Raw genomic sequence first — 26,426 nt, forward strand, 5'->3', positions numbered from 1 at the left:
GACAGCCGGTCAGGCGACGGAGAGCTCGACCTTGATGTTCCCGCGCGTGGCGTTGGAGTACGGGCACACCTGGTGCGCCTTCTCCAGCAGATCCTTGGCGGTGGCCTCGTCCACGTTCGGGATGGAGGCCACCAGCTCGACCTCAAGACCGAAACCGCCGGTCTCAAGCTTGCCGAAGCCGACCTTGGCCGTCACCGTCGAGCCGGAGATGTCGGCCTTCTCCTTACGGGCGACCACACCGAGCGCACCCTGGAAGCAGGCGCTGTACCCGGCTGCGAACAGCTGCTCCGGGTTGGTGCCGGCGCCGTTGCCGCCCATCGACGTGGGCGGGTTGACGATGACGTCGAGCTGACCGTCGTCACTGGAGACGCGGCCGTCACGGCCGTTCTCCGCGGTGGCGACGGCGGTGTAGAGGACATCGATCTTCTGGATGGTCATACGGTGCGTTCCTCCTGTTGTACGCCGCGACTCGCGCCCACGGACCGCGGCGGCCTGGGACGAGCCTAGTGTGTCCGCCTGTTGAGCGTGACAATCATCTTTCCGGTGTTCTCACCGCGGAGTACGCCGAGGAAGGCGTCGAAGCCGTTCTCGATGCCCTCGACCGAGGTCTCGTCGTACTTCAGCTCACCGGAGGCGAGCCAGCCGGCGACGTCCTCGACGAACCGCGGCCGCAGACCGAGGTGGTCGGTGACGATCATGCCCTGGAGACGCAGCCGCTTCCCGATGGCCAGCGCCAAGTTGCGGGGACCCGGCGTCGGGTCGGTGGCGTTGTACTGCGCGATCGCACCGCACAGCGTGACGCGGCCATAGGGGTTGAGCGAGGAGATCGCCGCTTCGAGGTGGTCGCCGCCGACGTTGTCGAAGTAGACGTCGATGCCGTCGGGCGCCGCCGCCTTGAGCTGGTCCCTGACGGGGCCCTTCTTGTAGTTGAAGGCCGCGTCGAAGCCGTACTCCTCGGTGAGGAGCTTGACCTTCTCGTCGGACCCCGCCGAGCCGATCACCCGCGAGGCGCCCTTGATCCTGGCCAGTTGACCGGCCTGGCTGCCGACGGCTCCGGCCGCGCCGGAGACGAAGACGGCGTCGCCCTCCTTGAAGGAGGCGGTCTCGAAGAGGCCCACGTAGGCGGTGAGGCCGGTCGCGCCCAGCACACCGAGGTACGCGGAGAGCGGGGCGCGCGAGGCGTCGACCTTGGTGCCGTACTCGGCCGGGAATTCGGCGTACTCACGCCAGCCGAGACCGTGCACGACATGGTCGCCGACGGCGAAACCCTCGGCACGGGAGGCGATGACCTCGCCGACCGCGGCGCCGTCCATCGGCTTGTCCAGTTGGTACGAGGGTACGTACGACTTCACGTCGTTCATCCGTCCCCGCATGTACGGGTCGACCGAGAAGTGGAGGTTGCGGACCAGGATCCGGCCCTCACCCGGCTCGGTCACGGGGACGTCGCGCAGGGCGACATCGCCCGGCTCGGGCCAGCCGTGGGGGCGGGCGACGAGAAACCAGGCGCGGCCGGACTCGGGAAGTGCGGTCATGGTGCGGGGCCTCCTCAGACAGGTCTGCGGCGGTGAGCCACGGGTACCAGGTCAGGGAACCCGAGAAAAAGCTTCACCATCTGAAACAACAAGTCTCATGAATATTTCACGTTGTCAAGTAACGGGGTACCCTGGTGTCCATGGCCACTTCGCAAAAAGACCCACTCACCCTTGAGGTCGTCGAACTCATCGGCACCGTCGTGGCCCGCTACTACGAGGAGTACGAGCAGGCCGCGGCACGGCACTCCCTCACCGGCGCGCAGGCGCGCGTCCTGGGGCTGCTGTCCCTGGAGCCTCTGCCCATGCGCCGGATCGCGCGGAAGCTGAAGTGTGAGCCGTCCAATGTCACCGGCATCGTGGACCGGCTCGAAGCGCGGGGTCTGGTGGAGCGCCGGCCCGACCCGGCGGACCGCCGGGTGAAGCTCGCCGCTCCCACGGAAGAGGGCAGCGCGACCGCGACCCGGCTGCGCGACTCGCTGGACTTCGCGCGCGAGCCGCTCGCGGCGCTGTCGGAAGGGGAGCGCGAGGTGCTGCGCGATCTGCTCAAGCGGATGCTGGGCGAGAGCGTGCTCTGAGGGCTGCCGGACGACGAGAGCGTGCTCGGAGAGCCGTCAGTCACGCTGCCGTCGGACGCCGATGCCGTCAGACGCAGATGAAGATCCACCAGGTGCACGTCTCGGACGGCGTGGGAGAGGGCGCGGGCGGAGGTGACGGCGGCGGGTCCGCCGAGGTCGGGCCGCCCGATGTGGGCTCGTCCGTCGGCTCGGCCGGCCTGGTCGTACCGGATCCCGGATCGTCGGCCCCCGGCGACTCGGGCCCGCCCGTGGCCGTCTCCCCGGTCTCGGGCGTGGCGGAGGCCGACGGCGATTCCTCGGTCTCCCCCGACGCGCTCGGACCACCGCTGCCGTCCGGGCTCACCTCGCCGCCCGTACCGGTTGTCGAGCCCGGTTCCGGGCTCGCGGATACGCCGGGATCGTCGGGCTCGGCGGGGCGCTCCGTGTCCTGCGGGCCACCCTCGAACTCGACGGGCGTCTCCTCCTTCACGGAGGTGGCGTTGTCGTTGCTCGGCGACTCCCTGGCCAGCTCGGCCAAGCTCAGAGCGCCGGCCGCGAGGATCACGCCGAGCGTGGCGATCACAAGCCTGCGGCCCCGCCTGCTGCGCGCCCGGCGCGGTCCGGTGCGGCGCGGAGCCTTGTCCCGGCCACCCTTGCCCCGCCCGGCTCCACGGGAAGAGCCCTTGCGGCGCGGGGAGTCGCGGCGCGGCGCGGTGTCGTCCGGGAGGTCGTGGCCGACGAGCCCGTAGTCACTCACGGGCGCGTCGCCGTACTCTCCGTGACCTTCGTTTTCCCTGCCGTCCCCGCCCGGGAGGCGGCTGTGGTGCGACCCGGGGTGGACAGGGTTTCGCTGCCGCAGCTCCTCGGCGGGGGTCCCGCATCCTGCGCAGATCAGTGCGCCGTTGAGGTGCCGACGACACTGTGGGCAGTAGTCCATGGCGCCCCGCAGATTATGCGGCGGCGGCACCGGCTGACATGGCGAGATTGTGAGGATCTTGTGTGAAGTGGCGAGCCCGTGGCGTGTCTGCCCACGTCTGCGCCTGTCTGCCCGGTTGCGGACCGCCCCCGCGAACACGGGGGAGGATGGCGGTATGACGTCCACCGGGCCGTTCGGGCCGCTCGACTTCCAGCTCGTCCTGCTGCGCCGGATGGCCGATCACCAGCCGGAGCTGGTCGACGAGGCCCGACACGAACTGGGCGTGTCCCTGGCCGACATGCGGGAGGCCAACCGCCGCTGGCAGGCGATGGTGCGCTCGCGCCGGGCGCGCGGCTCGCTGTCCCGCTACCGCTCCGTACTCGGCGAGCCGGAGCAGACCTCCCGGCGCGTGATCGGCGATCTGGAGTGCGACGCCCTGCTGTGGCCCGTCCCGCTCTGGCCCGATCTGCGCTTCGAGGTGATGGTGGCGCCCGGCGGCGCGGTCTGGAACGAATGGCTCGTCCGCGCTCCGGGGTCGCCGGGCCCCGAGTTGCGTACGGCCGGCGATCTGCGCCCGTGGTGCTGCACGGTGGACGAGGTCGCGCGGGCCTTCCCGCCCGCCCGGCCGATGGAGGGCACCGCCCCGACCAGGATGCGGCTGGCCTTCACACCGCCCGACGGCCGCGCCCGCGTCGCGGAGTTCACCTGGGGACTGCTGCAACGCTGGTCCGGCTAAGGGCTGTCCGCCGGTCTTCGTGGGCCGGACAGGACTCAACCGGCCTGCTCGCTGTCCGGCCGTACGAGCGACAGGCGGGGCGACCTCGCGGGACCTGCGTTCGCCCTGGCCGTACGGGTGGGGGCGCGCGTCGATCGTACGAGCCGCCGGATCCCCGTCAGGATTCCTGGCGCGCCGTCAAATCCGAACGCCCGTCTGGCGTACTCCAGCGCGCGGGGCGTGCCCCGGCGCCGCACTATGCGAACAGGGCCGGCGGCCGCCGGTGAACCACCTCAGCGCTCTCGGGAGAACCTGCCGTGACCGTCAGTCTTGAGCAGTTGCGACGTTGCCATATCGCCGTCGACCTGGGGGCCGCCCGGACCCGGGTCTTTGTGAAGGGGGCCGGGCTCGTCGTCGATGAGCCGAGCGCGGCCGCCCTCAACACCCGTACCGGCGCGCTCATCGCCGTCGGCGCCCTCGCCGAACAGATGACCGGCCGTACCCCCGACTACATCCGCGTCGCCCGTCCCATCTCCGGCGGCACCGTCATCGACATCGAGATGGCGCAGCGCATGCTGCGGCAACTGCTGGGCGACAAGCTCCGTCGCCAGTTGCGCCGCAAGCCCTGGCTGCGCGCAGCCGCCTCCACCCCGCACGACAGCGATCCGCTCGCCCAGCGCGCCGCGGTCGAGACCCTGGTCGGGCTCGGCGCGCGCCGGGTGGAGCTGGTGGACACGCTGATCGCCGCGGCCGTCGGCTGCGGACTCCCCGTAGAACAGCCCATCGCCACCATGATCATGGTGTGCGGCGCGGCGACCACGCAGGTCGCGGTGTTGTCGCTCGGCTCGATCGTCACGGCCGTACGGATCCCGGTCGGCGGCAACGCCATCGACCACGCGGTGATCCAGCACCTGCGCCACCAGCATGAACTGATGCTGCCCAGCCAGTCCGTACGCCCGCTGCAGCTGGCTCTCAGCAACAACGGGCTCACCGAGGACGGCCCCACCAGGACCGAGATCCACGGCCGGGACGTGGCGACCGGAGTGGCCCGTTCGGTGATGGTGGACACCGCCGCCGTGCGGGAAGCCATCTACACCCCGCTGACCGCCGTCCTCGACGGCATCGGCAAGGTGCTGCGCGACTGCCCGCCCGATCTGGTGGCCGACCTCGGGGACCGGGGGATCATGATGGTCGGCGGCTCCGCGCTGCTGCCGGGGCTCGACCAGATGCTGCGTGACGCGACGGGCATGCCGGTCGCCATCGCGGAGCGCCCCGACATCTGCGCCGTGCTCGGACTCGGGGCGATGCTGGAGGGCAAGATCCAGCCGATGATCCTGAACCCGCTGGCCGACGCCCACTGAGCGGCGGGACCGGTACGACGGGGCGATGAGCGAAGAGGGCGGCGACGGCGAGGGCCACGGTGACCGGCAGAGCCGTGGCGAGGGTGAGAGCCGTGGCGACGGCGACACGACGACGCCCCGGCCGCCCACGCTGCTCGAGGCGGTGCTCGGGATCGGCACCGACCTCGAACTGCGCGCCACGCTCCAGCACATCGTCGACACCGCCTCCGATCTCATCGGCGCGCGGTACGGCGCGCTCGGTGTCCTCGACCCCGAGCGCGGCGGACTCACGGAGCTGTTCACGGCGGGGATGAGCGACGCCGACCGGCAGCGCATCGGACGGCTCCCCGATGGAGACACCGGCCTTCTCGGGCTCCTCATCAAGGACCCGAAGCCGCTGCGGCTGGACGATCTGACGGCCGACCCCCGATCCGCCGGGGTGCCGCCCGGCCACCCCGCGATGCACTCCTTCCTCGGGGTACCGCTCCAGCTGGACAGCACGGTCCTCGGCAATCTCTATCTGACCGAGAAGCGGACCGGCTCCTTCACCGAGCAGGACCAGAGCCTGCTGCGCATCCTGGCCTCACAGGCGGCGCTCGCGATCGGCAACGCCAGGATGTACGGGACGGCCCGGCAGCGCGAACGCTGGATCGAGGGGGCCGCGGCCGTCACCACCGCGCTGCTGACCGGCGAGAACGCCTCCGACGCGCTGATCACGGTGGCCGAGTCGGCCCGGGTGCTCGCCGACGCGTACGCGGGCGTGGTGCTCCAGCCGACCGAGGACGGCGGGATGGAGATCGTCGCCGCGTCCACGGTCGGCGACCCGGCCGGCATCGTCGGCACCGTCATCGAGCCCGGCTCCCCCGTGCTCGTTCAACTCCTCGGCGGGGAGCCGGTGTTCATCGAGGACTCGTCGACCGATCCCCGGATGACCACGCATATACGGTCACGCTTCGGGCCGAGCATGATGCTGCCGCTCCAGAGCGGCGGCAAGCTGATCGGCACCCTCGCGCTGCCGCGCCGGCGCGGTGGCCGCCCGTACCGCGCGGTGGACCGGCTGCTGGCCACCCAGTTCGCCTCGCAGGCCGCGCTCGCGCTGGTGCTCGCGGACTCGCAGCACGACCGGGAGCAGCTGGCCGTCTTCGAGGACCGCGACCGGATCGCCCGCGATCTGCACGATCTGGTCGTCCAGCGGCTCTTCGCCACCGAAATGATGCTGGAGTCGACCCGGCGGCGCGCGGCCTCCACGGATCTGGACGAGCTGCTCGGCCGGGCCGTGGACGAGCTGGACTCCACGATCCAGGAGGTCAGGACCACGATCTTCGCGCTCCAGCAGCCCCCGGCCGACGGCCCGACGAGCGTGCGCGGGATGGTGCTGCGCGAGACGGGCGGCGCGGGGGCCATGCTGGGTGTCCGGCCGTCGGTGCGCTTCACCGGACCCGTGGACACGCTCGTGGGCGAGCCGGCGGGCCGGAGCCTGCTGGCCGAACTGCGCGGCGCGCTCGCCGCCGCGCACCGGCGCGACGGGGTGACGGCGATCGGGGTGGAGGTCGACGCCATGGCGCGGCTGGCCGACGGGCGGACCGGGGTACGGCTGGTCGTCACGGACGACGGTCTGCGCGAGGACGGCGGCCGGGGGACGACGATGACCTGGGAGGCACCCCGCTGAGACCCGGGAGGCACCCCGCCGACTCGCTCTCGCCCCCGCCCTCCGGACAGAACGCCTAGGCGCCAGTGGGGCGGCCCAGCAGCTCCCGCAGCGAGGCGGTCAGCCGCGTGGCGAAGGCTTCACGGGTCGCGCCGTCCACCGCCTCCAGGGAGAGATACGGATTGAGGTCCTCCAGCTCGACGAGCAGCAGTTCCCCGTCCGGGGCGCGGCAGGCGTCCACGCGCTGGATCCCGTGCTCCAGCGCGTTCCACTCGATGAACCGACGCGCGAACGCCAGATCCGCGGGCCCGGCGTCATACGGCGTGAGCGCCCAGCGCCGCTCGGGGTCGGGCGCGTACAGCGCGTACTGGAAGTCGCGGTCGATGAAGTAGAACGAGACCTCGTAGCGGAAAGGTATCCGCGGCTGCACCAGCACCTCGCCGAAGGAGATGTCCACGAGCCGGTCCCCGCCGACGAACTCCATACCGATCGAGTCCGCGCCCACCATCGGCTTGACGACATACGTCTCCGCGCGCGGCAGCAGCCCGAGGTCCTCGGCGCGGTCCACGGTCGGAACGACCGGATACCCGGCCGCGCTCAGCTCCACCAGATACCGCTTGCCCGCCATGTCGGCCCGTCCGGTCAGCGGGTTGTAGACCCGGACCCCGGCCGCTCGCGCCCGGTCGCGGAAGGCGTCGTACTCCTCCTGGTAGTGCAGTACGGGCCCGCTGTTGCGCACCATGACCGCGTCGAAGGACCCCATCAGCCGCGCGGCGTCGAGAGGATGGCTCAGCGCCACGGCGAAGTCCCGCCGCAGCCGGGACGACAGCCGTATGTCCTCGTCGCAGTATCTGCGCCCCCTGGCCTCGTAGGCGAGGTCGGTGACATAGAGGACACGGGGCGTGGTGGCGGGCACGGTGCTCCCTGGCTGGTCGGATCCGGGTCGGATGCTGGTCGGTATCGGTCCGGGGCCGCCCATGCGCCTGTGCGGTGCCCGCGAGGGGGGCATCATACGAGTGTCCCGTTCGCGCCGTCCCCGGAGCGCCCGCGAGCTCCTCGCCGGTGCGCCGCTTGTGGGCGCGGGCCGCCCGGTGCGATCGTTGCGGCCATGCCGCTCATGCCTGTCCCGGACCATGCCTCAATCCTTGAGGAGATAAAGACAGTTCGGCGCGGCGGGATCGTACGGCTGCGCAGGCTGGAGGTGCCGTCGCTGGCCCGGATCGCCTTCGCGCTCGCCCCCGCCGAAGACCGTCGGGCCGCGGTCCCCGCCCAGTCGCAGTCGCAGTCGGTGGAGTGGCTGCTGAGGCTGGCGGTGTCACGACTCGGCGGGGGCACCCTTCAGGAGGCCGCCGAATACACCCTGGGTCTGACACCGGGCACCCGTGACTGGCCGGGCGCCGACCGCAGACGGCGCGCGGCCGAGCTGTACGGGGTCAGTATCGAGCGCTTCCGCAAGGAGCAGGAGGCGGTGGTGCTCGACCAGGTCGCCGAGCAGGTGGGCAGACTGGCGCGGGCGGCTCTCGCCGAGCGGCATCCGGCGTCCGGGCGGGATCCGGCGGCCGGCGACCCGGCGGCCGGCGACGATCCGGGCGATCCGGCGGTGAGCGCCCGTACCCACCGGCTCCTCACCGTCCCGGCGCACGGCGGGACCGTGCCGGTCACGCTCCATGTCCATCCGGTGGATCTGCTGCGTGACGTGGATGTGGTGGTGTCCCCGGTCAACACGTATCTGGCGCTGCCCGAGGCGTACAAGTCCTCCGTGGCGGCCTCCCTGCGCCGGGCCGGCGCGCTGCGCGGGCTGACGGGCGAGATGCTCGGCGACCCGATCCACGAGGAACTGCGCGAGTGGGCCGCCTCCCGGGGCACCTCGGGCCGTCCGGTGCTGCCCGGCACGGTGGCCGTCACCGGCTCGGGCGCCCTCGCCGGCCAGGGCGTACGCCGCGTCTACCACGCGGCCGTGGCCGTACCCCGGGCCGGGACCAACGACTACGACGTACTGCCCGCCGATGTCACCCGGGCCGTGGCCCGCGCCCTGGCGCTGCTCGCGGAGGAGCACGAGCGGTTCGATCCCCCGCTGCGGTCCGTGTGCTTCCCTCTGCTCGGCTCCGGCCGGGGCGGGCTGCCGTACGAGGAGAGCGTCCGCGCGGTGTGGGCGGCGGTCGACGCGGAGCTGGCGCGCGGCGCGGGCTGGGACATTCATCTGGTCGTACGAGGGCCGGCCCCGGCCGGTCTCGTGGTCCGCATGCTGACGGAGTACGCGGGCGGAAGCGTGGACGGAAGGGTCGTCGACGGAAAGGTCGACGACGCGAGCGCCGTCGATGGCGGCGCAAGCCGGAGCGAGGACGCGAGCCGGGGCGGAGAGGGAAACCACCCCCTACCGTGATCCGCCCCGTTCGCGCCCTGTTGCTGCCCAGCCCGTCTGGTGAACTGTGCAGCAAGGCCGCTCAGAGACGTCTCGGCGTGCGGCGGACGGATGACACGGGGGTGCACCGGAGTCCGCCACGGCCCGTCGGGGAAACACCGCGGGCCCTCTGGGCGGCCCGTTCCCGATCCCCGGGAACCGGATCCGACAGCCTCCGGCTGCCTACGGCTTGCGGCCCACGCCGCCGTACGCGTCGACCGCGGGCTCGGTGCCGTTCGAACCGTCCGGTTCCGGGCGCCACCGCGTGACCTGGGCGATCCCGGGCTCCACCAGTTCCAGCCCCTCGAAGAAGCCCGCCACCTCGTCGACAGCGCGCACGTAGTACGGGACGGCCCCGCTGGCGTTGTACGCCTCCGACGCCGCGATCATGCCCTCGCTCGTGTCGGTGCTGTCACTGATCACCAGGTAACTGCCGGACGCCAGGCCCGCCATGAGACGGGACACCAGTGAACGGGCCAGGTCGTAGTCGGCGACATGGCCGAGCGTGTTGAGAATCATCAGCGCGACCGGCCGGGAGAGATCCAGCGTTCCGGCGGCGGCTTCGAGGATCGACTCGGGGTTGAACAGATCGGCGTCGAGATAGTCGGTCCTGCCCTCGGGTGTGCTGGTGAGCAGGGCACGGGCATGGGCCAGCACCAGGGGATCGTTGTCGACGTAGACGATCCGCGCGTCCGGCGCCACGCGCTGGGCGACCTCATGCGTGTTGTCGGCGGTCGGCAGACCGGTACCGATGTCCAGGAACTGACGGAGCCCCCGCTCCACCGCCAGCTCCCGGACCGCCCGCCCCAGGAACTGGCGGCTCGTCAGGGCGACATCGACGAGGCCGGGGAAGATCCGCTTGATCCGGTCCCCGACCTCCCGGTCGACCTCGTAATTGTCTTTGCCGCCCACAAAATAGTTCCAGAACCGCGCGGAGTGCGGTGTGCCGGTGTCGATCCGCGCCCGGATCGCGTCGGCGGACTCAAGACCGGGGCCACGATCGGACACGGAAGCGCCTCCTTGGAACGGTCGGGAACTCACACCATGAGCCGAGCCTCCAACCTAAGGGAGTGTGCGCGGGAGGGGAACGTTCCCCGACTGCCCGTCAGCTCGCCGCGCCCCCGGCCGGTTCGGGCACCGGCGGCCCCGGCGGCCACCGGATCTCGCTCAGGGCGGGAAGGAGCTCCTTCTCCTCGTAGTCGAGATGCGCCACCAACTCCTCCGACAACCGGCCCAGCTCGGCTCGGAAGTGTTCGGGGTCGGCGGTGGCGATGTCGGCGAGCAGACCGAGCAACGCGTCCTTGACGCGCGCGAGCGTACGGTGCTCCTCGCCGAGCCGGTCGAGTGTCTCGCGCAGATGCGGGTGATAGTCCGCCAGCGAGGGGAAGATGTGCGCGTCCTCGCTGGTGTGGTGGAACGTCAGGAACTGGCAGAAGGCCAGACAGTGCTGCCTGAGCTGGAGACCGATGCCCGGCGCCGGCGGTTCACCGGAGCCTCCGTGGGCCGCCCGCGCGGCGAAGTGGGCGTCGGTCTCGGCCCGAATGTGGCGCAGCTGCGCGCGCAGCCAGCCATGGACCTGCACCAGCTTGTCGGCGAGACTGCTGATCTCACCCGGCCCCTCCGCCGCCTCGGCCCCCGAGGGCTCAAGCACCACGACGGGCAGGATCCTGGTGGTTCCGGACTGGTAGTCGGCGTATCCGGGCGCCACGCTCACGACCCGCTCGAACAGCCGGTCGCGCCGCGCCCCCTCGGCCGGGACGGCGATCAGTTCGAGCGTCTCGGTACCGATCTCCACCTGTACCTGGGGATGGGCGAGCAGATTGTGGTACCAGGCGGGATGACGCGGCGCGCCCCCCGCGGATCCGACGATCAGCAGCAGCTCGCCGTCGCGGACATAGCCGAGCGGAACGGTGTGCCCCGCCCCGGACTTGGCGCCGGTGGTGGTGAGCAGGAGGAGGTCGCCGCCCTCGAAGGGGCCGCCGACCTTGCCTCCGTTGGCCCGGAACTCGTCGGTGATCGTCTGGTTGAAGGATGCGGGCATACGGTGTCGTCTCTCCGGAGAAGTGTGCGGTCCGCGGTGAACGCGGTGATGGTGGATGACCGTGATGTGCGCGCGATACGGCGCACGGCGCGCGGTGTCCGCACGCGGACCCTCGTCCGGAGAAGAACATCGATGTCTTACGGCGGTGCCCGGCACCGCGGAGGACAAGGGACGACGTGCGGAGGCGCTGCGTCGGATGCGTCAGGCGCGGGGTGCTGAGTAAGAACTCATGGCATCGTCCCTCGATGAAGGTGCCTCCATGGCTACCGGCCCGCCCACTGCTCTTCGGCCGGTGCCACGCGACACGCGGACCATTACAGTCACCGGGTCGGGGGTCTGTCAACGCGCCCGCCGAGGGGGCCACGACACGCCCGGGATCCTGACGCTGTGTCGGCCAGGGGGGAAAGACCATGCGTGGCGCCTCCTGGGGCGTGGCGTTCCCGTCCCGGGAACACGCGGTGAGGTGCGCCGCGCTACCTGCCCGCCCGCGCGTCCACCCGGGTCGCGACCGCGCGGTGCCTCACGTTGCCCCGGTTGGCCGGTTCCAGATGGTCGGTGACGCTGCCCTCGTCCTCGGCCCACGAAGCCGCGAGGCCAGGAATTCGCTCGAAAAAGCCCGTCGATCAGGAAACCGCCCCGCCGTACACCGGCGTACCGGGAATTCCAGATGATTCCCCTGGGACGCCGGAAACCCGAAGTGTTTATTGACGTGATTTCCCCGGGTGATCTACGTCTCGTCGATACCGATCCAGTTGATGTGGAAATTGTACTGGGCCGCGTAAGCCGGGGTCAGAGGGCTGTTGTCGAGCCATCGCAGATAGATGACGAAGCCGTTACGAGTGGGGGCATAGATGGCCGACGCCCCCGAGAACGCCCACTGCGTTCCGTCGCCCCCCAGGGAGGACACATACGTGGGAGTACCCGTGAACTCCGCTGAACTGGTGTTGACTTCGATGTAGATGCCGGTGGGGCTGTAGACCTTCCAGCCCTGCCCCGGCGCGGTGCGGCCCGACGCGATTCTCTGAGTGGCGGACATCTGGAACCCCTCCCTTTCCGCGGGGGCGAAGATCACGCTCCCGGAACTCGGGTTACCGTACCAATAGCCACGGAAAGGGGGTACGAGAATCTGATCTATTCCACAATTCGAATGGAACTGAGAGGAGTCGTGTTTAATTCCGGGGGATTCATTTTCCGCCATTGTTCACCGCGTCCACAAGGCGCCGGAGGGGCTCGGTCCGGCCCATGTCGCGTGGATCGTTCCGGCCCGAGAGCTTCCAGATGGCCTCCCCCGGCTCCGCGATGAGACGAGACGAACGAATACCTCACGCGGACCACCGGTGACGGGCTCCGGGTGCCGCGTCGGCGTGGCGGAAATCCATTGGTCAACTCACCACGCCGCGGCCGGAGTTCCGCATGGCGGCCGGGTCGGCCGCCAACCGAACAGACGCGACCGGACGTCGGCTCCCGCGCCGGGCCGACGGCGCGAGACCACTCGCGTGGGAACGCCGCAATCCCCCAGCGGTTGCTGACGTTCGATCCGGCATCACATGCCGGCCGGAGTCGGACAAGCGTCCGAACGCGGTCCTGTGGCCGGCCGGGCATGTCGACCACGGGCGCGAGACCGGTGAGACGCCGTCAGCGGTCACGGTGGGGACCGCGCCCTGAGAAGGTGTCAGGCGCTCCCCGGCGGCTCGTTCGCGAGGCGGCCCATGCCGCCGATCAGCCGCCAGGATCTGCGCCATGTGGCCGCAACCTTGATCCGTGCGGGTGGAGGTGGCCTCCAAGCGATCAAGGAAACGCGACGACACGGAACTATTCACCTAGCGTCCGACACGTACACCAGTCTTCCGCCCCAGGCCGACAAGGAGGTAGCGAGGAATGCCGAAGCCCTGGTTCCCCGCCCCCGCCATGCACGGCCGTCCGACACGCCCGCTCACGCACCGCTCGCCCGGGACCCGGTAAACGACTGAGCGCCCCATGTGGTCTAGACCACGTGGGGCGCACGGATGCCAGGTGGGAACGATTCATCAAACAGGTGGGGCGGGTGGGACTCGAACCCACGGCCGACGGATTATGAGTCCGCTGCTCTAACCGGCTGAGCTACCGCCCCTAACGGCGCGTCGCGCACATTTGTGCGCGCCGTCTGCCGCAGCATAGCCGCTCATACGATCTCCTGCCTCGGATGGTCGGCATCCTCTGACCATGAGGACTTCGCCGTGCGCCGCCCGGTTCCAGGAACCGCGGAGTAGATCCGTAAGAGGTACCCAAAAGGGGCAGGACGCCCGGCCGGCGAGCATCGGTGAGTGACGACGGGCACACGAAAAAGGACCCCGAAGGGCCCTCCTCGTGCTACCGCTCCCCCGGCTGGACTCGAACCAGCAACCCTCCGGTTAACAGCCGAATGCTCTGCCAATTGAGCTACAGGGGATCGCGCTCCCCCGACTGGACTCGAACCAGTAACCTGCCGGTTAACAGCCGGCTGCTCTGCCAATTGAGCTACAGGGGATTGCTGCGTCCGCACCGAACGTACCTACCCCGGTCCTCCCGGGCGGCGCGCGTTCGCTGCGACACATACATTAGCGCAAGCAGGGGGGTGCTTTGCCAATCGGTATCCACCCGGGGCACGCCGGGTGATCCCGGGCCCCGACGGGGTAGGCGGAGAGCACAGACCGACGGTCCGACGCCGACGCTGGGGACCCCGGCGCCGAGAGGGAAGGGTGGCAGCCATGCGGTACCGCCTCACATTCATCGCGGGACTGGCTTGCGGATACGTCCTGGGGACCCGCGCCGGCCGTGAGCGCTACGAGCAGCTCAAGAAATCGGCCCGCCAGGTGTCGCAGAATCCGGCGGTGCGCAACGTGGCCGAGTCCGCCGCGCAGACCGGCCGCGAGGTCGCGGGCAAGGCGTACCACTCGGTGAACGGCATGGTCGGCGACAAGCTGCCCGACTCCGTCGCCCAGCGCGTGCGCTCCCTGCGCGAGCGGAGCCAGAACGGCCAGGACGACTGGGGTACGAGCAATACCTGACCCGGATCAGCACACCCGGGGCCTCCCGGCAGCGCTCCTCGCACCACGCGTGCGGCAGAATCGGGTGTCATGGGAATAGTCGCCGGGTTGGACAGTTCGTCCGGGTTCACACGCGTCGTCGTCTGCGACGCGGACACAGGTGCTGTGCTGCGGCAGGGGTTCGCGGCGCATCCGGTCGAGCCCAAGGCCACCGAGGTCGATCCGCAGGCGTGGCTGCTCTCCCTCGGCGAGGCCGCGTCCGGCGGGCTGCTCGAGGGCGTGCAGGCCATCGGGGTGGCGGCGCAGCAGCACGGCATGGTGGCGCTGGACCGGCAGGGCAACCCCGTACGGCCCGCGCTGGTCGGCAACGACAAGCGCGCGCAGGTCGCCGCCGCCGATCTGGTCGACGCGCTGGGCGGGCGGCACGCCTGGGCCGAGGCCGTCGGGTCCGTACCGCAGTCGAGTCAGGTCGTGGCCAAGCTGCGCTGGCTGGCGCGGACCGAGCCCGAGGCGGCGCAGCGCACCGCGCTGGTGCTCCAGCCGCACGACTGGCTGGTCTGGCAGCTGCTGGGGCGCCCGGCGCGCAGGACGACCGACCGGGGCGGGGCCTCCGGCACCGGCTACTGGTCGGCGCGTACGGGGGCGTACCGGCCGGATCTGGTGGAGCTGGCGCTCGGGCACCAGGCCGCGCTGCCCGAGGTGCTCGGCCCCGCGGACGCCGCCGGGACCACCCCCGAGGGGCTGCTGATCTCGGCGGGGACCGGCGAGACGATGGCCGCCGCGTTCGGGCTCGGCGTCGCGGCCGGGGACGCCGTGGTGTCGCTGGGGGCGTCGGGTTCGGTGATGGCCGTCCATCACGAGGCGGCGGCCGACCCGTCCGGAATGATCACTTCCTTCGCCGACGCCACCGGGATGCATCTGCCCGTCGTGCACACGCTGAACGCCGTCAGGGCGCTGCGCGGTACGGCGGAGCTGCTGGGTACGGCGGAGCTGGCCGAGCTGTCCGAGCTCGCGCTCAAGTCCACGCCGGGCTCCTCGGGGCTGGTGTTCCTGCCGTATCTGGAGGGCGAGCGGACCCCTCAGCTGCCGCACACGGCGGGCACGCTGACCGGGCTGCGGCGCGAGTCGATGAAGCCGGAGCATCTGGCCCGGTCCGCGTTCGAGGGAATGCTCTGCTCGCTCGCCGACGCGATGGACGTCCTGCGCGGACGAGGGGTGGAGGTACGGCGGGTGTTCCTGCTGGGCGCCGCCGCCGAGCTGCCCGCCGTACAGGCCCTGGCTCCGGCGATCTTCGGGGCGCAGGTCGTCGTACCGCAGCCCGCCGACTACACCGCGATCGGCGCGGCACGGCAGGCGGCCTGGGCGCTCGGGGTCTCGCAGGGGTCGCTCTCCCCGCACAACCCGCCGGCCTGGCAGGGCGCGGCGGCCCAGGTGTTCGAGCCGGGTGAGGACGCGGCCGTGGGTACGGCGGTACGGCAGCAGTACACGGCGACGCGGGAGCAGATCCACCCCGGGGCGTTCGGGCACGGGGGCTGAGCGGGGCGGACCGGTGGGCCGGGGCCCTGGGCCGGGACGGCGCGGCGGAGCGCGCGGGGGCGCCTCCGGAGCGGCCGGGCGCGCTCCCGTTCTTGACCCGTCTTTGGACATAAACCCTTGGGGCTCAACGGGGGCGGTACCGCAAGATGGGGGCTGATCCCCGTTCTCGCGACCTTCATGCCGAGCCGACCCGAGAGACTGCGCGTGCTGCTACGACTTCTGCGAGCCCATCTCGCCCCGTACAAAAGACCGATAGCCCTGCTGGTGGCGCTCCAGCTGTTGCAGACGTGCGCCACCCTCTACCTGCCCACCCTCAACGCCGACATCATCGACAACGGTGTCGTGAAGGGGGACTCGGGCTACATCCTGGAGTTCGGCGGCATCATGATCGCCGTCAGTGTCGTCCAGGTGCTCTGCAACATCGGCGCCGTGTACTACGGCGCGCGGACCGCCTCCGCCCTCGGCCGGGATGTGCGGGCCGCCATCTTCGGGCGGGTGCAGAGCTTCTCCGCCCGTGAGGTGGGTCACTTCGGCGCCCCCTCGCTGATCACCCGCACCACCAATGACGTCCAGCAGGTCCAGATGCTGGTCCTGATGTCGTTCACGCTGATGGTGTCCGCGCCCATCATGTGTGTCGGTGGCATCGTCCTGGCGCTCGGCCAGGACATCCCGCTGTCGTCGGTGCTGCTGGCCGTCGTGCCGCTGCTCGGGATCTCCGTGAGCCTCATCGTCAGGAAGATGCGGCCGCTGTTCCGGACCATGCAGACCCGGCTGGACACGGTGAACCGAGTGCTGCGCGAGCAGATCACCGGCAACCGCGTGATCAGGGCGTTCGTACGGGACGACTACGAGAAGGAGCGCTTCCGGGGCGCCAACACCGAGCTGACCGATGTCGCGCTGTCGACCGGCCGGCTGATGGCGCTGATGTTCCCGACCGTGATGACGGTCGTGAATCTGTCGTCGGTCGCCGTCGTCTGGTTCGGCGCGCACCGGATCGACAGCGGCGGGATGGAGATCGGCGCGCTGACCGCGTTCCTCGCGTATCTGATGCAGATCGTGATGGCCGTGATGATGGCCACCTTCATGTTCATGATGGTGCCGCGCGCCGAGGTGTGCGCCGAGCGCATAGAGGAGGTGCTCGACACCAGTTCGAGCGTCGTCCCGCCGCGGAACCCGGTGCGGGAGCTGCGCCGGCACGGGCATCTGGAGGTGCGGGACGCGGAGTTCCGCTTCCCCGGCGCCGAGGAGCCCGTCCTGCGCGAGGTGTCGCTGGTGGCACGGCCCGGTGAGACGACCGCGGTCATCGGGTCGACGGGCAGCGGGAAGTCGACGCTGCTCGGGCTCGTACCGCGACTGTTCGACGCGACCGGCGGGGAGGTGCTCGTCAACGGGCAGGACGTGCGCGAGCTGGATCCGGTGCTGCTGGCCAAGACGGTGAGTCTCGTACCGCAGAAGCCGTATCTGTTCTCCGGGACGGTGGCCACGAATCTGCGGTACGGCAATCCGGACGCGACCGACGAGGAACTGTGGCACGCGCTGGAGGTCGCTCAGGCCAAGGAGTTCGTCAGGGCCCTGGAGGGCGGGCTGAACGCGCCGATCGCGCAGGGCGGCACGAATGTCTCCGGCGGGCAACGGCAGCGGCTCGCGATCGCACGGACGCTGGTGCAACGGCCGGAGATCTATCTGTTCGACGACTCGTTCTCCGCGCTGGACTACGCCACGGACGCCGCGCTGCGCGGCGCGCTGGCTCGGGAGACCGCGGAGGCGACCGTCGTCATCGTCGCCCAGCGGGTCTCCACCATCCGTGACGCCGACCGCATAGTGGTGCTCGACGAGGGGCGGATCGTGGGGTCGGGCCGCCATCACGAACTGATGACGGAGAACGAGACATACCGGGAGATCGTGCTCTCCCAGCTGACCGAGGCGGAGGCTGCCTGATGAGCGGTCCGGGCGGACGCATGATGACGGCGGGCCCCACGCAGCGGTCCATGGACTTCAAGGGATCGGGCAAGCGGCTGCTGAAGCTGCTGTCCGTGGAACGCACCACCCTCTGGTGGATGTTCGCCGCCGGGGTGGTGAGCGTCGCGCTGTCGGTCGTGGGACCGAAGATCCTCGGGCGGGCGACGGACCTCATCTTCGCGGGGATCATCGGCCGGCAGACCCCGGGCGGGGTCACCAAGGCGGAGACCGTCGAGAGGCTGCGGGCCCAGGGCGACAACGGCCAGGCCGATCTGCTCACCGGGGTGGACTTCACTCCGGGCCAGGGCATCGACTTCGGCGCCGTCGGCGAGATCCTGCTGATCGTGCTGGTGATCTATGTCGCCGCCGGGCTCCTGATGCTGGTGTCGACGCGGCTCTCCATCCGGGTCATCAACCACACGGTGTACCGGATGCGGGAGGAGATCCAGGCGAAGCTGTCGCGGCTGCCGCTGTCCTACTTCGACCGGCAGCCGCGCGGTGAGGTGCTGAGCCGGGCGACGAACGACATCGACAACATCTCGCAGACCATGCAGCAGACGATGGGGCAGCTGATCAACTCGCTGCTGACGATCATCGGCGTGCTGGTGATGATGTTCTGGATCTCGCCTCTGCTGGCGCTGGTCGCGCTGGTGACGGTCCCGCTGTCGGTGCTGGTGGCGGCGAAGGTCGGCAAGCGGTCGCAGCCGCAGTTCGTCCAGCAGTGGAAGGTCACCGGCACGCTGAACGCGCATATCGAGGAGATGTACACCGGGCACGCCCTGGTGAAGGTCTTCGGTCGGCAGGACGAGTCGGCCGAGGCGTTCCGCGAGCAGAACGACCAGCTCTACGAGGCGGGTTTCAAGGCGCAGTTCAACAGCGGGATCATGCAGCCGCTGATGCTCTTCGTCTCCAACCTGAACTATGTGCTGGTCGCGGTCGTCGGCGGGCTGCGAGTCGCCTCGGGGACGCTGTCGATCGGTGATGTGCAGGCGTTCATCCAGTACTCGCGGCAGTTCTCGATGCCGCTGACGCAGGTCGCGTCGATGGCCAACCTGGTGCAGTCGGGTGTCGCCTCCGCCGAGCGGATCTTCGAACTGCTGGACGCGGAGGAGCAGGAGGCCGACGCGCCCGCGGTGGAGCGGCTGCGCGAGCCGCAGGGCCGGGTCGCGCTGGAGCACGTGTCGTTCCGGTACGAGCCCGACAAGCCGCTGATCGACGATCTGTCGCTCTCGGTGGAGCCGGGGCAGACGGTCGCGATCGTCGGGCCGACGGGCGCGGGCAAGACCACGCTGGTCAATCTGCTGATGCGGTTCTACGAGGTCACGGGCGGCCGGATCACGCTGGACGGTACGGACGTGGCGCGGATGGCCCGTGCCGAACTGCGGTCGGGGATCGGCATGGTCCTCCAGGACACCTGGCTCTTCGGCGGCACGATCGCGGACAACATCGCGTACGGCGCGTCGCGGGAGATCACCCGGGAGGAGATCGAGGAGGCGGCGCGGGCGGCCCACGCCGACCGGTTCGTCCGTACGCTCCCCGACGGGTACGACACCGTGATCGACGACGAGGGGTCGGGGGTCAGCGCCGGTGAGAAGCAACTGATCACCATCGCGCGGGCGTTCCTGTCCGATCCGGTGATCCTGGTGCTGGACGAGGCGACCAGTTCGGTGGACACCCGGACCGAGGTGCTGATCCAGAAGGCGATGGCGCGGCTGGCCCACGGCCGTACGAGCTTTGTGATCGCGCACCGGCTCTCCACGATCCGGGACGCGGACGTGATCCTGGTGATGGAGAACGGCGCGATCGTCGAACAGGGCTCGCACGACGAGCTGCTGGCGGCGGACGGCGCGTACGCACGGCTGTACGCCGCCCAGTTCGCGCAGGCGGTCGCCGAAGTGGACTGACCGGCGCGGCTGGTGGGTCCGTGGTTCCGGGCGCCGCGTCCGTTTCCGCCTTCGGGTGGGTACGGGCGCGGCGCCCGTTTCACGTCTCGGGCTCGGGTCACTGGGCTCGCGGCTCGGGTCTCCGGGCTCGCGGCCTCAGTCCAGGTAGCCGCGGAGCTGGTCCGCGTAGGCGTGGTCGCGGAGTTTGCCGAGCGTCTTCGACTCGATCTGGCGTATGCGTTCACGGGTCACGCCGAAGATCCTGCCGATCTCCTCCAGGGTGCGGGGCCGGCCGTCGGCCAGTCCGTACCGCAGCTGGACGACCTTGCGCTCACGCTCGCCGAGGGTGGAGAGCACGGCGTCCAGATGCTGGCGCAGCAGCAGGAAGGCCGCCGATTCGACGGGGGACGCGGCGTCGCCGTCCTCGATCAGATCGCCGAGCGCGACATCTTCCTCCTCCCCCACCGGGGCGTGCAGGGAGACCGGCTCCAGGGAGAGCCGCAGCACCTCCCTGACCCGGTCGGGGGCCAGCTCCAGCTGGGCGCCCACCTCTTCGGGGGTCGGCTCGTAGCCGCGCTCCTGGAGCAGTCTGCGCTGGACGCGTACGACGCGGTTGATCAGCTCGACCACATGGACCGGGACGCGGATGGTGCGGGCCTGGTCGGCGAGCGCCCGGGACATCGCCTGGCGGATCCACCAGGTCGCGTACGTCGAGAACTTGTAGCCGCGGGCGTAGTCGAATTTCTCGACTGCCCTGATCAGGCCGAGATTTCCCTCCTGGACGAGATCGAGCATGGTCAGTCCGCGGCCGACGTAGCGCTTGGCCACGGAGACGACCAGCCGCAGATTGGCCTCGATGAGACGACGCTTGGCCATCCGGCCCAGCACAACCAGCCGGTCGAGGTCCAGGGCCAGCTGGGAGTCCAGATCGGGGGTGGTGCTCAGCTTCTCCTCGGCGAAGAGGCCGGCTTCGACCCGGCGGGCGAGGTCCACCTCGTCGAGGGCGGTGAGCAGCGGTATCCGCCCGATCTCCCGCAGGTACTGGCGGAAGAGATCGGAGGAAGGTCCGCCGGTGTCGGCACGACTGCCCGGCCGGCCCGTGGGCTCGGGCACGAGGGGCACCTCCACGGGGTGCTCGGTGAGCGGCTCCTCGGCGGTCCCGGGAGGCTCTGTCTCCGCCACCGGTACGGCCGTCTCGGGGTGGTGCGCGGCGCGGCTCTGCGAGGGGACGGCGGGCGCGAGGCCGGCCGGGGGCGCGACGGGAGACGCGGCGGATGGGGCGTGCGCGGGCGCGGCCGGTGGCGCTGACGGAGGCGCGGCCGGGGGCGTGTCTAACGCCTCGGTGAGGGTCTGGGTCTGGGTCTGCACGGGGGGCGACCTCCAGGTGATCGCTGCCGGTTCGGGGCGGGGGCGTACGGCAGCGGGACGAGGACGGCCGGGCCGCCTTCCGTCCCGTACACGATGAGCGGATCCGCGGGGGTGAGGCGCCCACCGTCGGTAGGCCGGCCGCGCTCCGGTGAACTCAGGCACCGCACCCCAGTGTGGGGTACGACATATCGCTGCCACGAGGGGCGTGCGGTGACTTTTTGCGCCCTGTACGTAACCGCGCCGTTACCGCGTGGAGGCCGGGAGGCGGTCTGGGCCGTGTCCGACACATGGCGCCGTCCGCCCGGAGGGCGGGGCTCGCGGCGTCTGGTGCGTGCGATCGCAAGGCGGAGGGTCGGCGTTGTGGATGGCCCGGCCGTACGTGGACGAGCCCGACAACGCAGCGAGCGCGCGTGCCAGGCGTCGCGAGCCAGGCGGGATTTGTCAGACAGGGCCTACAGGGCGGCGGCGCCGTCGTTGCGCAGCGACTGGCCGTACTGCTGAAGCACCCACAGTTCCTTCTGGACGGCCGCGTAATGGTCCGGATCGGACTGCGTGCCCAGCCGGGTGAGCGTGCCGGTCACCTCGCGGACGCGGTGGTCGACGGCGCGCAGCCTGACCTGGACGAGCTGCTGGCCCGCGTAGACCTCGTCGATCGTCTTGCCGTGGAAGACCTCCACCGCGAGCTCGGTGACCATGGCGCGCACCGCGTCGTTCGGAGCGGCGTCGCGGACCCTGGCCAGATACTCGGGGGCGGACTCCAGGCCCTGCTCGGCGCCGCCCGCGTCATCTATGGCGCGGCGTACGGCGGCGTACGGCGGGGCCGTGAACTCGTCCTCGCCGTAGGCGTCGAAGGCCGGGGAAACCAGCTCGGGCCGCTGGAGGGCGAGCTTCAGCAGCTCGCGCTCGGTGCGGTGGGCGGGGCTACGGAGGTTGAGCGCGGGGCCCGTGGGTCCCTGCGAGGGCTGCGTCCCGTACGACTGCGACTGCTGCGCGCGGCGCTCGGGGGCATGCGCCGGGCCCCGGCCGCCGCGGTCGCGCGCCCAGCGCGCCATCTGCGCCACGCGCTTGACCACGAACTGGGTGTCGAGGATGCCGAGGATGCCGGCGAGCTGGACCGCGACCTCGTGCTGCGAGGAGCCGTTCTTGATCCGGGCAACGATCGGCGCCGCCTCGTCCAGGGCCGCCGCCCGGCCCGCCGGTGTCTCCAGGTCGTACCGGGAGACGATCTGGCGGATCGCGAACTCGAAGAGCGGCGTACGCGGCTGAACCAGGTCCTGGACGGCCTCGTCGCCCTTGGCGAGCCGCAGTTCGCACGGGTCCATCCCGTCGGGGGCGATGGCGATATAGGTCTCGGCGGCGAACTTCTGATCGTCCTCGAAGGCACGCAGCGCGGCCTTCTGACCCGCCGCGTCCCCGTCGAAGGTGAAGATCACCCGGGCGCTGCCGTTGTCCATCAGCAACCGTCGGAGGATCTTGATGTGGTCGCCGCCGAAGGCCGTGCCACACGTGGCGATGGCGGTCGTCACCCCGGCCAGATGACAGGCCATCACATCGGTGTATCCCTCGACGACCACGGCGCGGCTGACCTTGGCGATGTCCTTCTTGGCCAGGTCGACGCCGTACAGCACCTGGGACTTCTTGTAGATCGACGTCTCGGGGGTGTTGAGGTACTTCGGGCCGTTGTCGTCCTCGCGCAGCTTGCGCGCGCCGAAGCCGACGACCTCGCCGGAGATGTCGCGGATGGGCCACATCAGCCGGCCGCGGAAGCGGTCGATGGGACCGCGTCGGCCGTCCTGGGAGAGGCCCGAGAGCAGCAGCTCCTTGTCGGTGAATCCCTTGCCGCGGAGAAAACCGGTGAGGTGGTCCCAGCCGACGGGGCTGTAACCGACACCGAAATGCTCGGCCGCCGCCTGGTCGAAACCGCGCTCCGCGAGGAATTTCCGGCCGATCTCCGCCTCGGGGCCGGACAGCTGATCGACATAGAACTGCGCCGCGATCTTGTGCGCCTCCACCAGGCGGGTGCGCTCGCCACGCTGGCTCGCCGGGTTGTATCCCCCCTCTTCGTAGCGGAGGGTGATGCCCGCCTTGGCGGCGAGCCGCTCGACCGTCTCGGAGAAGGAGAGATGGTCGATCTTCATCACGAAGGCGATGGTGTCCCCGCCCTCCTGGCAGCCGAAGCAGTGGAAGAGACCCTTGCTCGGACTGACCTGGAAGGAGGGGGACTTCTCGTCGTGGAACGGGCAGAGGCCCTTGAGGTTGCCACCGCCCGCGCTGCGCAGCTGAAGGTAGTCGGACACGACGGCGTCGATCGGGACCGCGTCCCGAACCGCCTTCACGTCGTCATCGTTGATCCTGCCGGCCACGCGTGAATTCTACGGGGACGTACCGACACCCACGGACCCGTCCGGTACACGGCCGGTGCCGCCGCGTCCGTCGGACCGGGTCAGGTGCTCAGCGAGCCGAGCGGGACCCCCGGGTCCGCGAGGGCGTCGAGATCCTGCCGGGCACCGGAACGGATGAGGCGCTGGATGTCCTCGGTGACGTCCCACACGTTGACGTTCATCCCGGCGAGCACCCTGCGGTCCTTCAGCCAGAACGCGCAGAACTCCCTCTTTCCGGTGTCGCCCCGCACGACCACCTGGTCGTACGAGCCGGGCGGGGCCCAGCCGGAGTACTCCAGGCCGAGGTCGTACTGGTCGGAGAAGAAGTACGGGATCCGGTCGTAGACGACGTCCTTGCCGAGCATGGCGCGGGCGGCGGCCGGGCCTCCGTTGAGGGCGTTGGCCCAGTGCTCGACGCGGACCCGGTCGGTGGCGAGCGGGGCGCCCCAGCCGGAGACCGGGAAGGTGGCCACGTCCCCGGCCGCGAAGATATCGGGGTCGGAGGTGCGCAGCGCGGCGTCCACGGCGATCCCGCCGCCGTCCGCGCGGTCGGCGAGAGCGAGACCGGCGGCTTCGGCGAGGGCCGTGCGCGGGGCGGCGCCGATCGCGGCGAGCACATCGTGGGCGGGGTAGTCCTCGCCGTCGTCCGTACGGGCCGAGAGGACCATGCCGTCCTGTCCGGTGATCTCGGTGAGCCGGACACCGAAGTGGAACCGTACGCCGTGCTCCCGGTGCAGATCGGTGAACAGCTGACCCAGCTCGGGGCCGATGACCCGCAGGAGCGGGGTCTCCTCGGTCTCGATGACGGTGACCTCGGCGCCGTAGCCGCGGGCCGCCGCGGCGACCTCCAGGCCGATCCAGCCCGCGCCCGCGATCACCAGATGACCGTTGTCGCGGCCGAGGGAGACGAGCACCTGGCGCAGCCGGTCGGAGTGCGCGAGGCGGCGCAGATGGTGGACGCCCGCCAGGTCCGTGCCGGGGATGTCGAGGCGGCGCGGTTCCGCGCCGGTGGCCAGCAGCAGCTTGTCGTACCGTACGGAGGCGCCGTCGCCGAGATGTACGCACCGGGTGTCCCGGTCGATGGAGGTGACGGTCTGGCCGAGATGCAGCTCCACCTGGGCCTGGGCGTACCAGGCGGGCTCGTGCACGAAGACGCTGTCCCGCTCCTCGGAACCGGTCAGATAACCCTTGGACAGCGGCGGGCGTTCATAGGGATGGTCGAGTTCGTCACCGATGAGGATCACCCGGCCGGTAAACCCTTCCGCGCGCAGGGTTTCCGCCGCCTTGGCCCCGGCGAGTCCACCGCCGACGATGACAAATGTCCGATGTGCGTCGACCACTTGATGCCTCCTCTTCGCGCTGCCGCCATCTGCGAGCGTCCCGCACGGAGCGTGATGGCGAAAGAGGGAGCGCTCCACGGGCATGTCTCACTGCTGTGATCCGGCTACTCTCGTGCAACCGATGATCAGGAGCTGTGAGGCATGAGGGGCGCATGTCACTCATTCATTGCACCACCTTCATCGGAGCACCACTCATTGGACCATCCACGGGTGCGCGCGGGCCGCACGGGTGCGCGGTGGTCGCGCAGCGGTGTCAGAGCGGTGATGAGCGGTGGCCGGTGAGCCCCGCGTGCAGGGAACGGGCCGCCGCGTCGGTGAGTGACGCGATCTGGTCGACGATGACGCGTTTGCGCGCCCGGTCGTCAGGAGCGGCGTCGAACAGCGCGCGGAACTGCGGATCGAGGCCCTCGGGGGCGCGGGCCGTGAGCGCGCCCGCCAGTTCGGCCAGCACGATCCGCTGGTCGGCGCGGAGGACCTCCTGTTCGGCGCGCTGCATGACATAGCGGTCGGCGACGGCCTTGAGGACCGCGCACTCGTGCCGGGCCTCGCGCGGGACGACCAGCTCGGCGGCGTACCGGGTGAGCGGGCCCGTGCCGTACGCCCGGCGGGTGGCGCCCTCGGCGGCTTCGCAGAACCGGCCGATGAGCTGGCTGGTGGCGTCCTTCAGCCGGGACTGCGCGACGGCGGAGCCGTCGTAGGCGTGCGGCCACCACTCCTGTGCCATCAGCCGGTCGAGGGCGGCCGACAACTCCCCCGGGTCCGTGCCGGCCGGTACGTAGCGGCCGATGGCCACCGCCCAGATCTCGCTCCGTTCGGACGCGGAGGCGAGCGCGGCGGGGTCGACATGGCCCGCGTGCAGCCCGTCCTCGAAGTCGTGGACGCAGTAGGCCACGTCGTCGGACCAGTCCATGACCTGTGCCTCGAAGCAGGTGCGGTCCGCCGGCGCGCTCTTGCGGACCCAGGTGAAGACCGGCAGATCGTCCTCGTACACACCGAATTTCGCCGAGCCGGGCTCGGTGGGGTGTGCGCCGCGCGGCCAGGGGTATTTGGTGGCGGCGTCCAGTGCGGCCCGGGTGAGGTTGAGGCCGACGCTGATCAGGCCGCCGTCGTCGAAGCCGGCGGATGGGGCCGCGTGTGTGGCCGGGGCCACCGCGTCGGACCGGACGAAACGTTTCGGCTCGATACGGGTCAGCAGCCTCAGCGACTGCGCGTTGCCCTCGAAGCCGCCGCAGTCGGCGGCGAAGTCGTTGAGCGCCTGCTCGCCGTTGTGGCCGAAGGGCGGGTGACCCATGTCATGGGAGAGACACGCGGCCTCGACGAGATCCGGGTCGCAGCCCAGCGCCGCGCCGAGCTCGCGGCCGACCTGGGCGCACTCCAGGGAGTGGGTCAGCCGGGTACGGGGGCTGGCGTCCCACTCCTGGCTGCGGGATCCGGGCGTCACCACCTGGGTCTTGCCCGCGAGCCTGCGCAGCGCGGAGGAGTGCAGTACGCGCGCCCGGTCGCGCTGGAACTCGGTGCGGCCCGGACGCTTGTCGGGTTCGGGTGCCCAGCGCTCGGTGGCCGCGTCGTCGTACCCATGGGCCGGTTCCGGGAAGTGCGGTGCGGTGGTGTCGGTGGTGCCTGCCATGCACCGAAGGTAACCGGCGCGGGTGACAGGTGCGGGAAGCCGGCGCGGCTTCCCGCACGGGCGTCGCCGACTCGCCGGAACCGCTGGACGATACGCCGCATCCTTACCAGGAAGATCGAATATGTGACCACGTGCGAGTGTGTGGAAGTGACCGCGCGGGTGCGTGGGAGAGGAGAGAAC

Annotated in this window: 20 protein-coding genes and 3 tRNA genes; 9 read left to right on the forward strand and 14 right to left on the reverse strand. The window is 70.6% G+C overall.

Features of this window, described 5'->3' with window-relative positions:
* Positions 1-9: 9 nt before the first annotated feature.
* On the reverse strand, positions 10-438 hold the full coding sequence (locus ACIRQP_RS09370) for an organic hydroperoxide resistance protein (protein WP_403885850.1): 429 nt from the start codon (positions 436-438) through the stop codon (positions 10-12).
* A gap of 65 nt (positions 439-503) precedes the next feature.
* Positions 504-1,532: an NADP-dependent oxidoreductase gene (locus tag ACIRQP_RS09375; protein WP_403885853.1), complete on the reverse strand. Its 1,029-nt coding sequence runs from the start codon at positions 1,530-1,532 to the stop codon at positions 504-506.
* Between the two features lie 140 nt (positions 1,533-1,672).
* On the opposite strand from ACIRQP_RS09375, the gene ACIRQP_RS09380 reads away from it, so the two are divergent.
* Complete coding sequence (locus ACIRQP_RS09380) at positions 1,673-2,107, forward strand: MarR family winged helix-turn-helix transcriptional regulator (protein WP_403885856.1); 435 nt, start codon at positions 1,673-1,675, stop codon at positions 2,105-2,107.
* Positions 2,108-2,174: 67 nt separating this feature from the next.
* Here the strand turns inward: ACIRQP_RS09380 and ACIRQP_RS09385 are convergent, their stop codons facing one another.
* Complete coding sequence (locus tag ACIRQP_RS09385; RefSeq protein WP_403885859.1) at positions 2,175-2,843, reverse strand: hypothetical protein; 669 nt, start codon at positions 2,841-2,843, stop codon at positions 2,175-2,177.
* Positions 2,844-3,177: 334 nt separating this feature from the next.
* Here ACIRQP_RS09385 and ACIRQP_RS09390 point away from each other — a divergent pair, with 334 nt between their 5' ends.
* From ACIRQP_RS09390 to ACIRQP_RS09400, 3 genes are all read left to right on the forward strand, one after another.
* Complete coding sequence (locus ACIRQP_RS09390) at positions 3,178-3,738, forward strand: hypothetical protein (RefSeq protein WP_403885862.1); 561 nt, start codon at positions 3,178-3,180, stop codon at positions 3,736-3,738.
* 296 nt (positions 3,739-4,034) lie between these two features.
* Positions 4,035-5,078, forward strand: a complete 1,044-nt coding sequence (locus tag ACIRQP_RS09395) for a rod shape-determining protein (RefSeq protein WP_403885865.1) — start codon at positions 4,035-4,037, stop codon at positions 5,076-5,078.
* Positions 5,079-5,103: 25 nt separating this feature from the next.
* Positions 5,104-6,726: a GAF domain-containing protein gene (locus tag ACIRQP_RS09400; protein WP_403885868.1), complete on the forward strand. Its 1,623-nt coding sequence runs from the start codon at positions 5,104-5,106 to the stop codon at positions 6,724-6,726.
* A gap of 55 nt (positions 6,727-6,781) precedes the next feature.
* Here the strand turns inward: ACIRQP_RS09400 and ACIRQP_RS09405 are convergent, their stop codons facing one another.
* On the reverse strand, positions 6,782-7,621 hold the full coding sequence (locus ACIRQP_RS09405) for a hypothetical protein (RefSeq protein ID WP_403885871.1): 840 nt from the start codon (positions 7,619-7,621) through the stop codon (positions 6,782-6,784).
* 192 nt (positions 7,622-7,813) lie between these two features.
* On the opposite strand from ACIRQP_RS09405, the gene ACIRQP_RS09410 reads away from it, so the two are divergent.
* Positions 7,814-9,088 (forward strand): macro domain-containing protein, encoded by a 1,275-nt coding sequence (locus tag ACIRQP_RS09410; RefSeq protein WP_403885874.1) that lies wholly within the window; start codon positions 7,814-7,816, stop codon positions 9,086-9,088.
* A gap of 201 nt (positions 9,089-9,289) precedes the next feature.
* Here the strand turns inward: ACIRQP_RS09410 and ACIRQP_RS09415 are convergent, their stop codons facing one another.
* The 6 genes from ACIRQP_RS09415 to ACIRQP_RS09440 form a co-directional block, all read right to left on the reverse strand.
* Positions 9,290-10,114, reverse strand: a complete 825-nt coding sequence (locus ACIRQP_RS09415; RefSeq protein WP_403885877.1) for an SAM-dependent methyltransferase — start codon at positions 10,112-10,114, stop codon at positions 9,290-9,292.
* 97 nt (positions 10,115-10,211) lie between these two features.
* On the reverse strand, positions 10,212-11,147 hold the full coding sequence (locus ACIRQP_RS09420) for a nitroreductase/quinone reductase family protein (RefSeq protein WP_403885880.1): 936 nt from the start codon (positions 11,145-11,147) through the stop codon (positions 10,212-10,214).
* A 727-nt stretch (positions 11,148-11,874) separates the two neighbouring features.
* The gene (locus tag ACIRQP_RS09425) at positions 11,875-12,183 is read right to left on the reverse strand and encodes a hypothetical protein (RefSeq protein WP_403885883.1); all 309 of its coding nucleotides are present in this window, start codon (positions 12,181-12,183) and stop codon (positions 11,875-11,877) included.
* 1,000 nt (positions 12,184-13,183) lie between these two features.
* Positions 13,184-13,257: transfer RNA gene (locus tag ACIRQP_RS09430), tRNA-Ile, on the reverse strand.
* Positions 13,258-13,502: 245 nt separating this feature from the next.
* Positions 13,503-13,575: transfer RNA gene (locus ACIRQP_RS09435), tRNA-Asn, on the reverse strand.
* Positions 13,576-13,580: 5 nt separating this feature from the next.
* Positions 13,581-13,653 (reverse strand) — tRNA-Asn (locus ACIRQP_RS09440).
* 220 nt (positions 13,654-13,873) lie between these two features.
* Here ACIRQP_RS09440 and ACIRQP_RS09445 point away from each other — a divergent pair.
* The 4 genes from ACIRQP_RS09445 (at position 13,874) to ACIRQP_RS09460 (ending at position 19,551) form a co-directional block, all read left to right on the forward strand.
* Complete coding sequence (locus tag ACIRQP_RS09445) at positions 13,874-14,173, forward strand: YtxH domain-containing protein (protein ID WP_403885886.1); 300 nt, start codon at positions 13,874-13,876, stop codon at positions 14,171-14,173.
* 69 nt (positions 14,174-14,242) lie between these two features.
* Positions 14,243-15,688: an FGGY-family carbohydrate kinase gene (locus ACIRQP_RS09450; RefSeq protein WP_403885889.1), complete on the forward strand. Its 1,446-nt coding sequence runs from the start codon at positions 14,243-14,245 to the stop codon at positions 15,686-15,688.
* A gap of 204 nt (positions 15,689-15,892) precedes the next feature.
* Positions 15,893-17,626 carry an ABC transporter ATP-binding protein gene (locus tag ACIRQP_RS09455; protein ID WP_403885892.1) on the forward strand — a complete coding sequence of 578 codons (1,734 nt, stop codon included), beginning with the start codon at positions 15,893-15,895 and terminating at the stop codon, positions 17,624-17,626.
* Entirely contained in the window at positions 17,626-19,551 is a 1,926-nt protein-coding gene (locus tag ACIRQP_RS09460) for an ABC transporter ATP-binding protein (RefSeq protein ID WP_403885895.1), read from the forward strand. Before ACIRQP_RS09455 ends, ACIRQP_RS09460 begins: the two co-directional genes overlap by 1 nt.
* 135 nt (positions 19,552-19,686) lie before the next feature.
* On the opposite strand, the gene ACIRQP_RS09465 is transcribed toward ACIRQP_RS09460, so the two are convergent.
* The 4 genes from ACIRQP_RS09465 to ACIRQP_RS09480 all read right to left on the reverse strand — a co-directional run bounded on the left by ACIRQP_RS09465 (position 19,687) and on the right by ACIRQP_RS09480 (position 26,246).
* A complete protein-coding gene (locus tag ACIRQP_RS09465) occupies positions 19,687-20,898 on the reverse strand; it encodes an RNA polymerase sigma factor (RefSeq protein WP_403885898.1) in 1,212 nt (403 codons plus the stop codon).
* Positions 20,899-21,350: 452 nt separating this feature from the next.
* On the reverse strand, positions 21,351-23,261 hold the full coding sequence (gene dnaG / locus ACIRQP_RS09470) for a DNA primase (RefSeq protein WP_403885901.1): 1,911 nt from the start codon (positions 23,259-23,261) through the stop codon (positions 21,351-21,353).
* Between the two features lie 80 nt (positions 23,262-23,341).
* Complete coding sequence (locus ACIRQP_RS09475) at positions 23,342-24,619, reverse strand: NAD(P)/FAD-dependent oxidoreductase (protein WP_403885904.1); 1,278 nt, start codon at positions 24,617-24,619, stop codon at positions 23,342-23,344.
* A gap of 253 nt (positions 24,620-24,872) precedes the next feature.
* On the reverse strand, positions 24,873-26,246 hold the full coding sequence (locus tag ACIRQP_RS09480) for a deoxyguanosinetriphosphate triphosphohydrolase (protein WP_403885907.1): 1,374 nt from the start codon (positions 26,244-26,246) through the stop codon (positions 24,873-24,875).
* Between the last annotated feature and the right edge of the window lie 180 nt (positions 26,247-26,426).

The organism is Streptomyces sp. NPDC102274 (assembly GCF_044766385.1).
In the GTDB taxonomy this organism is placed as follows: Bacteria; Actinomycetota; Actinomycetes; order Streptomycetales; family Streptomycetaceae; genus Streptomyces.

Excerpts from the sequence above, each read along its gene's own strand:
- ACIRQP_RS09380 (WP_403885856.1), top strand. The coding sequence starts at position 1,673 with ATGGCCACTTCGCAAAAAGACCCACTCACCCTTGAGGTCGTCGAACTC.
- ACIRQP_RS09445 (WP_403885886.1), top strand. The coding sequence starts at position 13,874 with ATGCGGTACCGCCTCACATTCATCGCGGGACTGGCTTGCGGATACGTC.
- ACIRQP_RS09480 (WP_403885907.1), bottom strand. The coding sequence starts at position 26,246 with ATGGCAGGCACCACCGACACCACCGCACCGCACTTCCCGGAACCGGCC.
- ACIRQP_RS09390 (WP_403885862.1), top strand. The coding sequence starts at position 3,178 with ATGACGTCCACCGGGCCGTTCGGGCCGCTCGACTTCCAGCTCGTCCTG.
- ACIRQP_RS09400 (WP_403885868.1), top strand. The coding sequence starts at position 5,104 with ATGAGCGAAGAGGGCGGCGACGGCGAGGGCCACGGTGACCGGCAGAGC.
- ACIRQP_RS09460 (WP_403885895.1), top strand. The coding sequence starts at position 17,626 with ATGAGCGGTCCGGGCGGACGCATGATGACGGCGGGCCCCACGCAGCGG.
- ACIRQP_RS09450 (WP_403885889.1), top strand. The coding sequence starts at position 14,243 with ATGGGAATAGTCGCCGGGTTGGACAGTTCGTCCGGGTTCACACGCGTC.
- ACIRQP_RS09410 (WP_403885874.1), top strand. The coding sequence starts at position 7,814 with ATGCCGCTCATGCCTGTCCCGGACCATGCCTCAATCCTTGAGGAGATA.
- ACIRQP_RS09420 (WP_403885880.1), bottom strand. The coding sequence starts at position 11,147 with ATGCCCGCATCCTTCAACCAGACGATCACCGACGAGTTCCGGGCCAAC.
- ACIRQP_RS09425 (WP_403885883.1), bottom strand. The coding sequence starts at position 12,183 with ATGTCCGCCACTCAGAGAATCGCGTCGGGCCGCACCGCGCCGGGGCAG.
- ACIRQP_RS09375 (WP_403885853.1), bottom strand. The coding sequence starts at position 1,532 with ATGACCGCACTTCCCGAGTCCGGCCGCGCCTGGTTTCTCGTCGCCCGC.
- ACIRQP_RS09370 (WP_403885850.1), bottom strand. The coding sequence starts at position 438 with ATGACCATCCAGAAGATCGATGTCCTCTACACCGCCGTCGCCACCGCG.